The organism is Anabaena sp. 90 (assembly GCF_000312705.1).
GTDB classification, from domain to species: Bacteria; Cyanobacteriota; Cyanobacteriia; order Cyanobacteriales; family Nostocaceae; genus Dolichospermum; species Dolichospermum lemmermannii.
Genome location: NC_019427.1, coordinates 1813859 through 1826914 on the forward strand (window position 1 = coordinate 1813859; position 13056 = coordinate 1826914).

12 protein-coding genes and 2 pseudogenes are annotated in these 13056 nt (G+C 39.0%); 9 read left to right on the forward strand and 5 right to left on the reverse strand.

Features of this window, described 5'->3' with window-relative positions; translation table 11 throughout:
* Positions 1 to 4 precede the first annotated feature (4 nt).
* The 3 genes from ANA_RS08180 (at position 5) to ANA_RS08190 (ending at position 2243) form a co-directional block, all read left to right on the forward strand.
* A complete protein-coding gene (locus tag ANA_RS08180; RefSeq protein ID WP_015079589.1) occupies positions 5 to 673 on the forward strand; it encodes a hypothetical protein in 669 nt (222 codons plus the stop codon).
* A 74-nt stretch (positions 674 to 747) separates the two neighbouring features.
* Complete coding sequence (locus ANA_RS08185; protein WP_015079590.1) at positions 748 to 1329, forward strand: DUF1517 domain-containing protein; 582 nt, start codon at positions 748 to 750, stop codon at positions 1327 to 1329.
* A 47-nt stretch (positions 1330 to 1376) separates the two neighbouring features.
* The gene (locus ANA_RS08190) at positions 1377 to 2243 is read left to right on the forward strand and encodes a hypothetical protein (RefSeq protein ID WP_041458312.1); all 867 of its coding nucleotides are present in this window, start codon (positions 1377 to 1379) and stop codon (positions 2241 to 2243) included.
* 151 nt (positions 2244 to 2394) lie between these two features.
* On the opposite strand, the gene ctpB is transcribed toward ANA_RS08190, so the two are convergent.
* Complete coding sequence (gene ctpB / locus ANA_RS08195) at positions 2395 to 3729, reverse strand: carboxyl-terminal processing protease CtpB (protein ID WP_015079592.1); 1335 nt, start codon at positions 3727 to 3729, stop codon at positions 2395 to 2397.
* Positions 3730 to 4546: 817 nt separating this feature from the next.
* On the opposite strand from ctpB, the pseudogene ANA_RS08200 reads away from it, so the two are divergent.
* The 5 genes and pseudogenes from ANA_RS08200 to minE form a co-directional block, all read left to right on the forward strand.
* Positions 4547 to 4909 (forward strand): annotated as a pseudogene (locus tag ANA_RS08200) (hypothetical protein); the annotation flags it as partial.
* A 10-nt stretch (positions 4910 to 4919) separates the two neighbouring features.
* Positions 4920 to 6248 (forward strand): four-carbon acid sugar kinase family protein, encoded by a 1329-nt coding sequence (locus tag ANA_RS08205; RefSeq protein WP_015079595.1) that lies wholly within the window; start codon positions 4920 to 4922, stop codon positions 6246 to 6248.
* A gap of 125 nt (positions 6249 to 6373) precedes the next feature.
* Entirely contained in the window at positions 6374 to 7552 is a 1179-nt protein-coding gene (gene minC, locus ANA_RS08210) for a septum site-determining protein MinC (RefSeq protein WP_015079596.1), read from the forward strand.
* 208 nt (positions 7553 to 7760) lie between these two features.
* Entirely contained in the window at positions 7761 to 8567 is an 807-nt protein-coding gene (gene minD, locus ANA_RS08215; protein ID WP_015079597.1) for a septum site-determining protein MinD, read from the forward strand.
* A 37-nt stretch (positions 8568 to 8604) separates the two neighbouring features.
* Complete coding sequence (gene minE, locus ANA_RS08220) at positions 8605 to 8910, forward strand: cell division topological specificity factor MinE (RefSeq protein ID WP_015079598.1); 306 nt, start codon at positions 8605 to 8607, stop codon at positions 8908 to 8910.
* A 60-nt stretch (positions 8911 to 8970) separates the two neighbouring features.
* On the opposite strand, the gene aroF is transcribed toward minE, so the two are convergent.
* Positions 8971 to 10011 carry a 3-deoxy-7-phosphoheptulonate synthase gene (aroF, locus tag ANA_RS08225; protein WP_015079599.1) on the reverse strand — a complete coding sequence of 347 codons (1041 nt, stop codon included), beginning with the start codon at positions 10009 to 10011 and terminating at the stop codon, positions 8971 to 8973.
* A 501-nt stretch (positions 10012 to 10512) separates the two neighbouring features.
* On the opposite strand from aroF, the gene ANA_RS08230 reads away from it, so the two are divergent.
* Positions 10513 to 11325: a DUF2887 domain-containing protein gene (locus ANA_RS08230; RefSeq protein WP_041458313.1), complete on the forward strand. Its 813-nt coding sequence runs from the start codon at positions 10513 to 10515 to the stop codon at positions 11323 to 11325.
* Positions 11326 to 11647: 322 nt separating this feature from the next.
* On the opposite strand, the gene ANA_RS23470 is transcribed toward ANA_RS08230, so the two are convergent.
* From ANA_RS23470 to ANA_RS26990, 3 genes and pseudogenes are all read right to left on the reverse strand, one after another.
* The gene (locus tag ANA_RS23470) at positions 11648 to 12106 is read right to left on the reverse strand and encodes a tetratricopeptide repeat protein (protein WP_371260402.1); all 459 of its coding nucleotides are present in this window, start codon (positions 12104 to 12106) and stop codon (positions 11648 to 11650) included.
* 24 nt (positions 12107 to 12130) lie between these two features.
* Positions 12131 to 12361 (reverse strand): annotated as a pseudogene (locus tag ANA_RS28140) (tetratricopeptide repeat protein); the annotation flags it as partial.
* Between the two features lie 15 nt (positions 12362 to 12376).
* Positions 12377 to 13021, reverse strand: coding sequence for a hypothetical protein (locus ANA_RS26990; RefSeq protein WP_015079602.1), 645 nt, complete (start codon positions 13019 to 13021; stop codon positions 12377 to 12379).
* Positions 13022 to 13056: the final 35 nt, after the last annotated feature.

The window sequence follows — 13056 nt, forward strand, 5'->3', positions numbered from 1 at the left end:
ATTCATGATCAGAAAAATCACTTTTGGCTTACTATGGCTAGGATTTGTTTCCTATGCCTTTTTCTTTGCTCCTCCTGAACAACCGGATACTTTTGAGTTGATAAAAAATCTCTCTACAGGAAATTGGCAAGGGATTAATCCGCTGATTATATGTTTATTTAATATCATGGGAATTTGGCCTTTTATATATAGTGCAGTGGTATTTTTTGATGGTAGAGGTCAAAAAATACCTGCTTGGCCATTTGCTAGTGCTGCTTTTGCTATTGGGGCTTTTGGGCTTTTACCATATTTAGCTTTAAGAGAACCCAATCAAAAGTTTGTAGGGAAAAAAAAATTATTTCTCAAATTACTAGATTCTCGCATTTTTGGAATTTTATTAACTTTAGGTGCGGCGGTTTTATTTACCTATAGTTTACAGGGAGACTGGGATAATTTTCGACAACAGTGGGAAACCAGCCGATTTATTCACGTCATGAGTTTGGATTTTATCATCTTGAGTCTATTATTTCCCACGTTGTTAGGAGATGATATGACAAGACGAGGTTGGCAAAATAATCAGTTATTTTGGTTATTTGCGATCATTCCTGTGTTTGGAGCTTTGATGTATCTGTGTGTGCGTCCACCTATAGATATAGAAAATCAAAAAGGAGTTGAGACAACAATACTCCACTAACTCCTGACTACTAAAATTAAAAAGGTAAGTATCCAGTTGTGAACAACATCTACTGAAATTACAGGAGACAAAAAATGTTTAATCGCATGATGGGAAAAACTCGCTATATTGTCTGTCGTTTGTTCTTGCATTTAAACGGAGAAGAAGTAGCGCCAATCTTAGGTGTCCTCAACAGTAGTGCTAGAACAGCGATTAATGCTGACGGTGATCTGGATATTTTAGGAGAAGAATTGGTGCAACTGTGCCAAACTTTCCTACAATATGATGAATATTGGTTTGCTGCTGCTAATGAAGGTGATGTCTTTTGGAATCAAGGGGAAGCAGGAGATTATGTCAATGAACTATTCACAGACTCAGCCCAAAGATATGGGGCTAATCTTGATTTTAATTCCACTTCCTCAAATCAGCCCTTATCACTTCCTGTCACCCGTAACATCGTTGTCATGATTACAGTCGCTGCTGAAGGGGAAATTACCGAGTTAGAAACTGATTTAGCCAACATCCCAGCTTTGAAAGCAGCCTTTAAAGCCGTAATTAATCTACACTACAAACATAAACTCCGCGCTATCCAAGTGCATTTTTCTCCAGCCCAATTAGGTGATGAACTTTCCAGTGATCAATTATTGGAATATTATCCAGAATTGATCCCACTGTAAATGATTCGTTAGTCTGTAATTAGTACCCGAAAACAAACATGAACACAATGATTATCAGTATACTACGTAAACTTACAGTTGTTTGTTTAGCCTTAACTTTGTGCTTAACAACTGTCGCTTGCGGGGGAGGAAACCAAGCTAATTCTCCAACTAAGAATATTAGCCAAACTGCTACTCCCACCAAGTTAAATGATGGTCAGTATGAAGTACAACAGGGTACATACAATGATGCCAATGGTGAGTATACCTTGTTTTTACTCAATAACAATCCCCCCAGCTTTGCCACAGAAAAGCTGCAAATGGCACGATTGACTGATGATGAAATCAAAGCAGGTAAGAAAACTTACTTAAAAGTAGAAAATAGTCAGCCAGTCTTATACATGACCGAGGACTTCAAACTTGAGTACGTCCACAACGTCACCGAAACCAGAAACAATCCCCAAACCGGACAACCGGAAACTGTGATTGTGCGCCAACAAAGTAGCTTTTGGGCCCCTTTTGCAGGAGCTTTAGTTGGTAACGTCGCTGGTCAAGCTATTGGTAGTATGTTGTTTAGACCTCAATATTATGTTCCCCCCGTTTATCAGCCAGGTGGGATCATGAATGGTCATGGTGGCTATGGTTCTAGCTATGATTCGGCTGTTTCTAGTTACCGTTCTCGCTACAATGAACCACCCGCAGCAGTGAGAAATCGCACCACTTTCCGCACTACAGGAAACATCAGAAATTCGTCTTCAGGAACCGCCAACCGGACTACAACAACTGGACGAGCTTCTGGTTCTGGTTTTGGTGGTAGTACCCTTACACCTTCTGGTAATTCTAGCTCTACTCGCCGCAATTCTGGTAGTAGTTTTGGTAGTGGTGGCCGTTCTTCAAGTCGCCGTTCTTCCGGTTTTGGTAGTAGAAGAAGATAGGAAATTTATGTATTAACTCTTGATTCCTAGGTTGGGTTGTGGAACGTTTACTTTCGCCCAGCAATGGTACGTATCTCTGACGGGAGGCGTTAGCCATAACCCAACATGAGCGTTGGGTTGCGCTATCGCTTCACCCAACCTACACAAAATGCTAAAACTTCAAGTCTTGAGCATTGACACTAATAGACTGAGGATTTTGATTTGTCACTGATTGTGCTAATTTGCCATTAGAAAGAACAGCAATGGCACGGGTATATTGGGGATCGCTATTTGTACCAATTAAATTCGGATTAGAAGCTAATTGGCGTTCTTGAGTTTGGGTCAAGTCTAGCTTGATATCGGGGGCAATCCCTTTATGATTGATATCTGTACCATTGGGTGTATAGTAATGGGCAATAGTCACTGCTAAACCTGAACCGTCTCCTAGTTCATGGACTGACTGTACCAAAGCCTTACCGAAGGTTTGACTACCAACAACTACAGCCCGTTTATTATCCTTGAGTGCGCCGGTGAGGATTTCACTAGCACTGGCGGAATTACCATCAACTAAAATTGCTAAAGGTAGTTTGGTAATGGCTGTCCGATTAGCTTGTGTTTGAGCGCTCGATCCTTTGCGGTCTACGGTTTTGACGATATGACCGTCATCTAACCACATCCTGGCAATTTCTATACTCGCATTTAACAAACCACCAGGATTACCTCGCAAATCTAAAACGTAGGAATCAACTTTTTGGTCGTTCAACTTGCGAATGGCTACACGCATTTGATCAGCGGCATGAGAGCTAAACTCTTGTAATCTAATATACCCAACTTTCCGACCAGCTTCTTGTTTGAGGGTATATCGGACTGTGGGAACTTCTATTGTCACCCTGGTTAATTTAACTTTAAATTTGTTATTTGCTCTTTCTAAATCCAAACTAACAGAAGTACCTATCTGCCCACGAATCAACTTTGAGGCATCTTCCACGCTCATTTTCAGGGTAGATTTACCATCAATTGCGATAATCTCATCACCTGATTTGAGTCCGGCTTTCAGGGCTGGAGAATTTTCTATCGCTTCAATAACGGTCAGGCGTTTGGTTTTTTCGTTTAGTTGCATCCGAATCCCAATCCCGGATACTTCCCCAGATGTTTGACTAGTCAAGGATTCATATTGTTTGGGGTTCATAAACCGGGTGTAGGGATCACCTAGTTTCTGTAAAGCTTCGCGGATTGCTACATAAGCCTCGTCTTTAGAAGTATAGTCTTTACTTAATAGGCTTTGTCTGATTGCTTGCCAATCTTGTTGGTTAAATTTTTCATCAACATATTCACGATTCACCAACTGCCAAACTTGGTCAACTAAGGCTTTCGGACTGTCTTGTAAAGCCGCATGAACTGAGCGTGTCAAAGCTTGACCAAATACGGATATAGTAGCAGTTGTGGCGATCGCTCCACCAATCAGGGCAGCTTGGAGCGGTGAGTAACGTTTCACAGATTGGTTCATGTATATTAGCTGAAATAGTTGTGTTTTTGACAGTTTATCAATCAGAATTTTCTGATGTTTTCTAGTTTTTTTTATCCTAATAACCTTGATACTTCATCTATCTTTTGGTTTTTTGTTAATGATGAGTCAGATATTGTATTTGTTGGTTAACAAATACGGTTCGATTTTATCAGTTTTTTTACAGAACAACACGAGTATTTAACACTTAGGTGAGTGTCATTTGTAAATGCCCAATTATCTTCTTCACCATAGCACTTTCTTGGCTTAGTAGCTGAGATTTACATCAATAGATAGTTAAAGTTTTATTAAAAATTTATCTTAATTAATTCATTTTCAGGGCAAATTTAAGAAATTGTGGCAATTGTTACAAAAATTATTTTGGGGGTTAAAACTGCTCCTGATTATTTGGCTGGTTTTGGGGCGTTGGCATAGCCCGTCCTAGACATCGCTCTGGCGGAAAAAATCTGTCCCCACGCACTGACAATCCTACTAGTAGTCTGTCAAATTTATTTTGACGGGTTTTTGGTAGTGCGGTCAAGATGCCCGCGTGAGCGAGACGCTCACACTACAGTCCATCATTTTTATCTTGACAAACTACTAGACGAAGTTGAAAAATATCATCAAGTCGTTCAAGTTTTTGGTAGTGCGGGCAAGATGCCCGCGTGAGCGTCTCGCTCACACTACAGCCCATCATTTTTATCTTGACAATCCTACTAGACGAAGTTGAAAAATATCATCAAGTCGTTCAAGTTTTTGGTAGTGCGGGCAAGATGCCCGCGTGAGCGTCTCGCTCACACTACAGCCCATCATTTTTATCTTGACAATCCTACTAGACGAAGTTGAAAAATATCATCAAGTCGTTCAAGCTATAGATATTCATGATCAACTGACTAATTCTGGTAACTCCCAAAGTAGCATTAGCGACAGAGAACAGGTAATATCTGCACTATAACTGATTAGAGAAGATTTACTTCGCGCCTTAAAAAGTGAACGGATTTTGCGCGATAATAAAAAATTGCTTGCTAATAACCAAGATTTAGTGGTAAATAATTTAGCTAATCTGCAAACCTTACCAGTTAGTAGTCAAGCTAGTGAATATGCTCAACTTCTTAATCAATCATTACAGATTGCCTTAGATGTGCAAGCAGAACTTGTGAAAATTACAGAAAGTCTAGTTTAAATTTCCTAAAATGAATAACCAACCTAAAATAATTGTCCTTGATGATGATCCCACTGGTTCACAAACCGTCCATAGTTGTTTATTATTGATGCGTTGGGATGTAGAAACTTTACGTTTAGGATTAAAAGATGATGCTCCCATTTTCTTTATTTTAACTAATACTCGTTCTCTGACTCCAGAAGCAGCCGCATTTGTAACTAGAGAAGTTTGTCATAACCTCAAACTTGCCTTAGCAGCCGAAAAAATAGAGGATTTTCTCGTAGTTAGTCGTTCTGACTCCACCTTACGCGGACATTATCCTATAGAAACTGATGTTATTGCTGAAGAACTCGGTCCATTTGATGCTCATTTTCTTGTGCCGGCATTTTTTGAAGGGGGAAGAATTACCCGCGATAGTATTCACTATCTAATTATTGATGGTGTTCCCACTCCCGTACATGAAACAGAATTTGCTCGTGATTCTGTCTTTGGATATAATTACAGCTATCTGCCTAAATATGTGGAAGAAAAAACCAAGGGACGGATTAAAGAAGATACTGTTACTAGATTTTTACTCGCAGATATCCGTGCTGGTAGTTTAGAAAGCTTGTTACAACTTGAGAATAATCACTGTGGTGTCGTAGACGGAGAACATCAAGATGATCTTAATATCTTTGCGGTAGATGTATTAACAGCCGCAAGTCGGGGAAAACGGTTTTTATTCCGTTCTGCTGCGAGTATTTTAACAGCTTTGGCTGCCTTACCACCCCAACCCATTGCTGCTGAAAGTATGGCAAAATATGTGCGCGATGGTAAACCTGGTGCAATTATTGTGGGTTCTCACGTTAAAAAGACAACTCAACAGTTAGAATCATTATTACAAGTTGAGGGAACGGTAGGCATAGAAGTTAATGTTGGCAGATTAATTGATGGTGGGGTAAATGAATCTGCTAAACTGCTAACGGAGATTCTCGAAAATGTCAAAGTAGTACATAATGCTGGTAAAACACCAGTAATTTATACTAGTCGGCAGGAATTGGCTTTTAAAGATGTCAAAACTAGGTTAGATTTTGGCAGTACAGTTTCCGCTTTACTTATGGATATTGTCCAGGGTTTACCATCTGATCTAGGATTTCTCATCAGTAAGGGGGGTATTACTTCTAATGATGTTCTCAGTACGGGACTGGCTTTAACTTCAGCCCGATTACTTGGTCAAATTTTAGCAGGTTGTTCAATGGTAATTACACCATCTGATCATCCCCTGTTTCCTAATTTGCCAGTTGTATTGTTTCCCGGTAATGTCGGCAATGCTGATGCTTTGGGAACGGTTTATCAAAGATTGATAGGAAATAGGGAATAGGCAAGAGGCAAGAGGCAAGAGGCAAGAGGCAAGAGTCTTACCAATTACCAATTACCAATTACCAATTACCCATTCTCAATCTTTTATGAAAATCTCAAATTTTAGTGTATTTTGGCTAGTGCTGCATGAATTCTGATTCTGCTAAATCTGAGGAAATAAAGGCTGAATTTCCTAATTCAGAATCTATTTCTCATCAGATTGATCAAGAGGTAAATAATTCTCATTCTGTCGAAAATAATGTAGATGCTGGTAATTCTGCTAAATCTGAGGAAATAAAGGCTGAATTTTCTAAATCAGAATCAGTTTTTCATCAAGTTGATCAAGAGGTAAATAATTCTAACTCTGGCGAGATCAATCCAGATTTTGCTGATCATAAAGTAGAATCTGATCCTGTTATCCCTAATTCAGAGTTAAATTCAGTAATTGCCTTTTTAAAAGGTAATTCTGCTGCTGAAAATCCAGAATCTAAGATTCCTAATGGGGGGGAATCTGGTTCGATTTTATCTGATTTACCAAGTGCTGATTTAGAATTACTAGGACAAAAGGTAGATCATAATATTCAAGTTCAGTTAAAGACTGAAGGAGAGCGACTATTATTGATTTTGCCCACGGAATCTCAAGTATCACCATCAGAATTCAATTGGTGGGAAATTTGGCAACAAATGAAACAGCGTCTCAATGCGGGCGATCGCTTACGGAAACCAAATACATCCCTGCATCTAGTAGCAAAAGATAGATTGTTAGATAATAGACAATTGCAAGATTTGGCAGAAACTTTAAATACATACCAAATTCAACTAAAATCCGTAGCTACCAGTCGGAGACAAACGGCGATCGCTGCTTGTACCCTGGGTTATTCCGTAGAACAAACCCAACTCCACACATCCCTCACTTCCGATATTCAACCGACTCCCAGCGCCCTAGCAGATGCCCTCTATCTGCAAATGACAGTGAGATCAGGTGTAGAAATTCGTCATCCCGGTACGGTAGTTATCTTAGGAGATATCAATCCTAGTGGTATCGTCATTGCCGATGGGGATATTCTCATTTGGGGAAGATTGCGGGGAGTTGCCCATGCTGGTGCCGGTGGGAATCGGGAATCTCTGATCATGGCCTTGCAAATGGAACCAACCCAATTGCGAATTGCTGATGCTGTCGCTAGATCACCAGAAAAAACCCTCACCAGCTTCTTTCCTGAAGTTGCACATATTACATCTGAAGGAATTCGCATTGTTAAAGCCGCTGATTTTTCCCGCAGTCAATTAAGTAGTCGGACGCAATTAGTTACACAAAATCTGATCTAAAATTCTTGCTTAGTTAAGAATCTACAGCAGCTTTCAACATTCAGCAGTAAAATCCTTTCGGTGCAAGGCTTGATGATTAAAATTTGTACCTCATTTACCTGCAATATGCTGTATATGTAATTAATTTCTGTTAGGTTACTAAAGTTAGAATCAATCAATAGCTTTAAATATTTTATTGTTGTTCCCTGAACTCTCATAAAGCATTATCATGACCCGCATTATTGTCATTACCTCCGGTAAAGGGGGAGTGGGTAAAACCACAGTTTCAGCTAATTTAGGAATGGCTTTAGCCAAAATAGGCAAACAAGTAGCCTTAATTGATGCAGATTTCGGACTGAGAAATTTAGATTTACTTCTGGGACTAGAAAATCGGATTGTTTATACAGCGGTGGAAGTTTTGGCTAGGGAGTGTCGTCTAGAACAAGCTTTGGTTAAAGATAAACGACAACCTAATTTGGTACTCCTCCCAGCTACCCAACATCGCAATAAAGAATCCGTCACACCTGACCAAATGAAGTTACTGGTAAATGCCCTAGCACAAAAGTACGAATATGTAATGATTGACTGCCCCGCAGGAATTGAAATGGGGTTTAAAAATGCGACTGCACCAGCCAAAGAAGCCCTGATTGTCACCACTCCCGAAATTTCCGCTGTCCGTGATGCTGACCGGGTAGTAGGATTACTCGAAGCCCAAGGTGTCAAAAAGATTAACTTAATAGTTAATAGAATTAGACCAGCAATGGTAGAGGCAAATGATATGATGTCTGTACAGGACGTTCAGGAACTTCTCGCCATTCCCATAATTGGAGTCATCCCCGACGATGAGCGGGTGATTGTCTCTACCAATCGGGGCGAACCTTTAGTATTATCAGACACTCCCTCTTTAGCTGCCACCGCTTTTGAGAATATTGCTCGGAGATTGGAAGGGGAAACTGTCGAATTTCTGGAGCTTGACTCATCTAGTAAAAGTATCTTCTCTCGGTTGAGAAAGATGTTGTGGTCAAAAATTGTTTAATTTATTTGCCAGTGTTTCTGCCTTACACATACCCGCAATGATTCTTGAAATTTTAGAAAAATTTTTTGCTCGTAGTCCCGATAACAGCCGCGATGATGTTAAACGTCGTCTGCAAGTGGTAATATCCCATGACCGTGCGGACTTAGACCCCCAAACTTTAGAAAAAATGCGTCAGGAAATCCTGGAAATCGTTTGTCGCTATGTCGAAATAGAAACAGATGGTTTGGAGTTTTCCCTAGAAAGCAGCCAACGGACAACGGCTTTAATTGCTAATTTACCAATCCGTAGGGTTAAAGAAAGCCTAGATGAAACAGTTCTAGAAAATAGTGATATCCTACTGTAGGGGCGCAGGGTCTGCGCCCTGAATTGTCTTGGATTGGATATTAAAAAGCGAATGGGGGCGTTAATTTGGCCACCGTCCCATGAGGTGACCAATTACGGATAATTCTGACATTAATTTATCAAACAGGTCTGGGGTTAAAGATTGGGGTCCATCCGATAAGGCTTTAGCTGGGTTGGGATGTACTTCTATCATTAGCGAATCTGTACCCGCAGCGATCGCTGCCTTCGCCATAGCAGGAACAAACTCAGACCAACCCACACCATGACTAGGATCAATCATAATCGGTAAATGGGTCAATTTTCGCAAAACTGGCACAACCGATAAATCTAGGGTATTGCGAGTATACTGACGGTCAAAAGTTCTAATTCCCCGTTCACACAAAATCACATTGGGATTACCCGCCGCTAAAATATACTCAGCCGCCATTAACCAATCTTCAATAGTTGCCGCCATACCCCGTTTTAACAGCACTGGTTTCGGTTGCGCTCCTACCTTCTTGAGCATGGCAAAATTCTGCATATTTCTCGCCCCCACCTGAATCACATCAGCAACTTCGCCAATTTTCTCCAAGTCTTCCGTATCCATTACTTCTGTAATAATCCCCAGTCCGCTGACCTTTCGGGCTGTAGCTAACAATTCCAAAGCACTTTCACCATGACCTTGAAAAGCATAAGGTGAAGTACGAGGTTTATATGCCCCACCGCGTAAAAACTTAGCTCCTGCCGCCTTTACCCGCAGTGCTGTTTCTACAATCATTTCTTCATTTTCCACAGAACAGGGTCCAGCGACAACTACCAAAGGATGATGTTCACCAAACACCACATCACCTTGAGGACTATTCACCACCACTTCAGAAGCTTCTCCATGACGGAATTGGCGACTGGCTCGTTTGTAGGGTACTTCCACTCGTAATACTTGCTCAATCCATTGACTCAATTCTTGAATGCGGGGCGGGTCTAAATCCGCAGTTTCCCCAACTAAAGCAATGACTACTTTATGTTGACCAATAATTTTTTCTGGTGTTAGTCCCCAGCCTGATAATTCTGTGGTAATCCGATTTATTTCTTCCTGTGGGGAACCAACTTTCATGACGATAATCATTTACAAGTTCCTTTTTTAAGTAGATTTTTGATTAACTAACTTTAGATTAACAACAAAAACTTATGAAAAAAAATGTAGCGTCAGGTACTTTCTCCTAAATAGAGAGTAATTTGTGCTGAATTTTACTAGAAAAATTGGCTCTACCGTTCCCTTTATGTAAAACAACATTTATTGTAGGTTGGGTTGACGCAAGGAAACCCAACAAATCTTACTATCCTACTGCCAATATTGGGTTTCACTTCATTCAACCCAACTTACGAAAATTAAATTAATATTCTTTTCCATAAGGGGAGGAGTAGAAGCATAAGTTTTTGATTACAATTAAACATTTTAATCTATCCAGTCATAGTGTTTACAAATCAAATATAGCAATTCCCATTCAAGTGAGGTACAAGAGTTAATAATCAAACGCAGATGGACGCAGATAAACGCAGATAATTTTGTACTTCATTAGACTAGGAAATGCTATATAATTGTTATACAGTAGAATTTTCATTAATAATGCGACGGGATTCGATTTTTTATAAATTGTTCAAACAATTTCCTAGTTTGTTGTTTGAATTAGTAGATGAACCACCAGCAGAAGCCGATAGTTATCAGTTTGAATCGGTGGAAGTCAAAGAAACAGCTTTCCGAATTGATGGGGTGTTTTTACCTCCAGCTAATGCGGTTTCTCCAGTGGTGTTTTTTGCAGAAGTGCAGTTTCAAAAAGATGAAAATTTATATTTTCGCTTCTTTTCAGAATTATCCCTGTTTCTCCATCGCCATTCTATTCGTTATGATGATTGGTATGGTGTGATAATTTTTGGTTCGCGGAGTTTAGAACCATCAAATTTAAAGATTCATCGGTCTTTATTAGCAGGTGATCAAGTTCGTCGGGTATATTTAGATGAATTGGGGGATGTACAGCAGCAACCGTTGGGATTAGGTTTAATGTTGCTGACGATTAAGGAAGATACTGAAGCAATAGAAGCAGCAAAGTTTTTGTTAGCTGAGGCGCGGAAACAGTCGGAAGCAGCGATAATAGATTTAATCACGACGATTATTGTTTACAAGTTTAAAAAATTTAGTCGCAAGGAGATTATAACTATGTTGGGATTAGATTTAGAAGAGCCAAGAGCGATACAGGAAGCCAAGGAAGAGGGAGAAAAAATAATCACATTACGTTTTTTAAAACGGCGTTTGGGTAATATTCCTGATGAGTTGTTGTCGCAGGTACAGCGGTTATCATTAGTACAGATTGAAGATTTATGTGATGTGCTGTTGGATTTTGTAACTGTAGCAGATTTGGAAGGTTGGTTACAGCAGCAATAATTTTATTAACTCAAGTTGCTAGTTATTTAGTTAAGGCTGGTAATGGATAATTGGTAATAGGTAATTGATAATAAAATTCATCTTTTAATCCTGTTCATCCTTTAATCCTGAACATCCTGATTCTGACAATGTGTCTAACTAGCAACTTACGTTATTAGTTTAATACAATACAATAAAACTGCAAAATAAAATTTTAATTCTGTAATATAATGCAGCAAGATTGCAAATTAATCTAATTTAACTGTTAAATAAAAATTTATCTTTGTAATGCAATACAATAAAACTGCATAGTAATACTTTATTAAAGTTGGGTAAGCTGTTGTTAACGTCGGAACAAACGCCAGGAAAAGATAATAATACGTTTGATTAGTAGTTGTAGACGATGCAATAGTAAGGTTAACACAACTGATAGGTTATTCAACAAACGTTTATAAAAAGAAGGAGGTATGAGTTGCTGTTGTAAAAGTTGCAAGTTGTTCCGAAAGATTATTGTATTAGGGTGATTAGTTCCTTGCACTCGTTCAGACATAGCTAAAGCTTCAAAGTAAAGAGGTTCAGCTTCACTGTATTTTCCTTGGCTATCGTAAAGACCTGCTAAATTGTTCAAGCTAGTAGCAACATCAGGATGGTCGCCTGTAAATAGCCGCTTTCTCATTTCTAAAGCATCAAGGTAGAGAGGTTCTGCTTTACTGTATTTTCCTTGGCTATCGTAAAGAAGTGCTAAATTGTTTAAGCTAGTAGCAACATCAGGATGGTCGCCTGTAAATAGCCGCTTTCTCATTTCTAAAGCATCAAGGTAGAGAGGTTCTGCTTTACTGTATTTTCCTTGGCTATCGTAAAGAAATGCTAAATTGTTTAAGCTAGTAGCAACATTAGGATGGTCGTCTGTAAATAGCCGCTTTGTCATTTCTAAAACATCAAGGTAGAGAGGTTCTGCTTCACTGTATTTTCCTTGGTTACGGTAAAGAACTGCTAAATTGTTCAAGCTAGAAGCAAAATCAGGATGATCGCCTGTAAATAAAGTTTGACAAACTTTTACTAATTTCTGACATCAAAATTCTGCTACTTGATATAATCCTTGTCCTTGATAAAATCTTCCTAACCCTTCAAATACCCAAAGGATTTCATCAGCAACCATAGATACTGGTAAATTATTCTTTGCTGCTGTTTCTTGGTTAATTTCATCTATTAACCGTTTTCCTAAATCTTCCCAATGAACAACAACTAACTGGAAATTTTCAATATCTTGAGAAGTGGGTGATTGAGGAAGGATTCTAGCAACGAATATCATAAAAGTAATAAAAGTTCTTTCGAGAATTAGCTGCTTTTCTCCAACTTCTGCTAACTGTTCTTGCAAAAACAACCGCACTAAATTATGAATTGTATAAGCTTCTGGTGATTCTTGTCCTGTTTGTAAAAAGTTAACTTGATAAAGTCTTTTTTTAGAGGTAGTTAATTCTTCCTTTGTCCAAATTAGTTGTTTTTCCTTATTCTCTACTTCAAACTCAATTACCTCAACTACCAAATCCCAAAGAATAAACTGAGGAGAAAATAAACTTAAAAATGCTCCCAGATATTGAGTTTGAGTATCCAGTGTTTCCCAAGTTAAATTAAAAGCGGCTTTAATTCCCAATTGAGTTTGATTGATAGTTTCTCTTTTTTGTAAAGCTGTTTCCGCTAACTTACGTTTTTGCAACCGTTCTAAGAGGATGTTTGAAAAGTATCAGAATT

Bases quoted from the DNA above. Each gene is read 5' to 3' on its own strand.
- ANA_RS08180 (WP_015079589.1), top strand. From the start codon at position 5: ATGATCAGAAAAATCACTTTTGGCTTACTATGGCTAGGATTTGTTTCC.
- ANA_RS08185 (WP_015079590.1), top strand. From the start codon at position 748: ATGTTTAATCGCATGATGGGAAAAACTCGCTATATTGTCTGTCGTTTG.
- ANA_RS08190 (WP_041458312.1), top strand. From the start codon at position 1,377: ATGATTATCAGTATACTACGTAAACTTACAGTTGTTTGTTTAGCCTTA.
- ctpB (WP_015079592.1), bottom strand. From the start codon at position 3,729: ATGAACCAATCTGTGAAACGTTACTCACCGCTCCAAGCTGCCCTGATT.
- ANA_RS08205 (WP_015079595.1), top strand. From the start codon at position 4,920: ATGAATAACCAACCTAAAATAATTGTCCTTGATGATGATCCCACTGGT.
- minC (WP_015079596.1), top strand. From the start codon at position 6,374: ATGAATTCTGATTCTGCTAAATCTGAGGAAATAAAGGCTGAATTTCCT.
- minD (WP_015079597.1), top strand. From the start codon at position 7,761: ATGACCCGCATTATTGTCATTACCTCCGGTAAAGGGGGAGTGGGTAAA.
- minE (WP_015079598.1), top strand. From the start codon at position 8,605: ATGATTCTTGAAATTTTAGAAAAATTTTTTGCTCGTAGTCCCGATAAC.
- aroF (WP_015079599.1), bottom strand. From the start codon at position 10,011: ATGATTATCGTCATGAAAGTTGGTTCCCCACAGGAAGAAATAAATCGG.
- ANA_RS08230 (WP_041458313.1), top strand. From the start codon at position 10,513: ATGCGACGGGATTCGATTTTTTATAAATTGTTCAAACAATTTCCTAGT.
- ANA_RS23470 (WP_371260402.1), bottom strand. From the start codon at position 12,106: ATGAGAAAGCGGCTATTTACAGGCGACCATCCTGATGTTGCTACTAGC.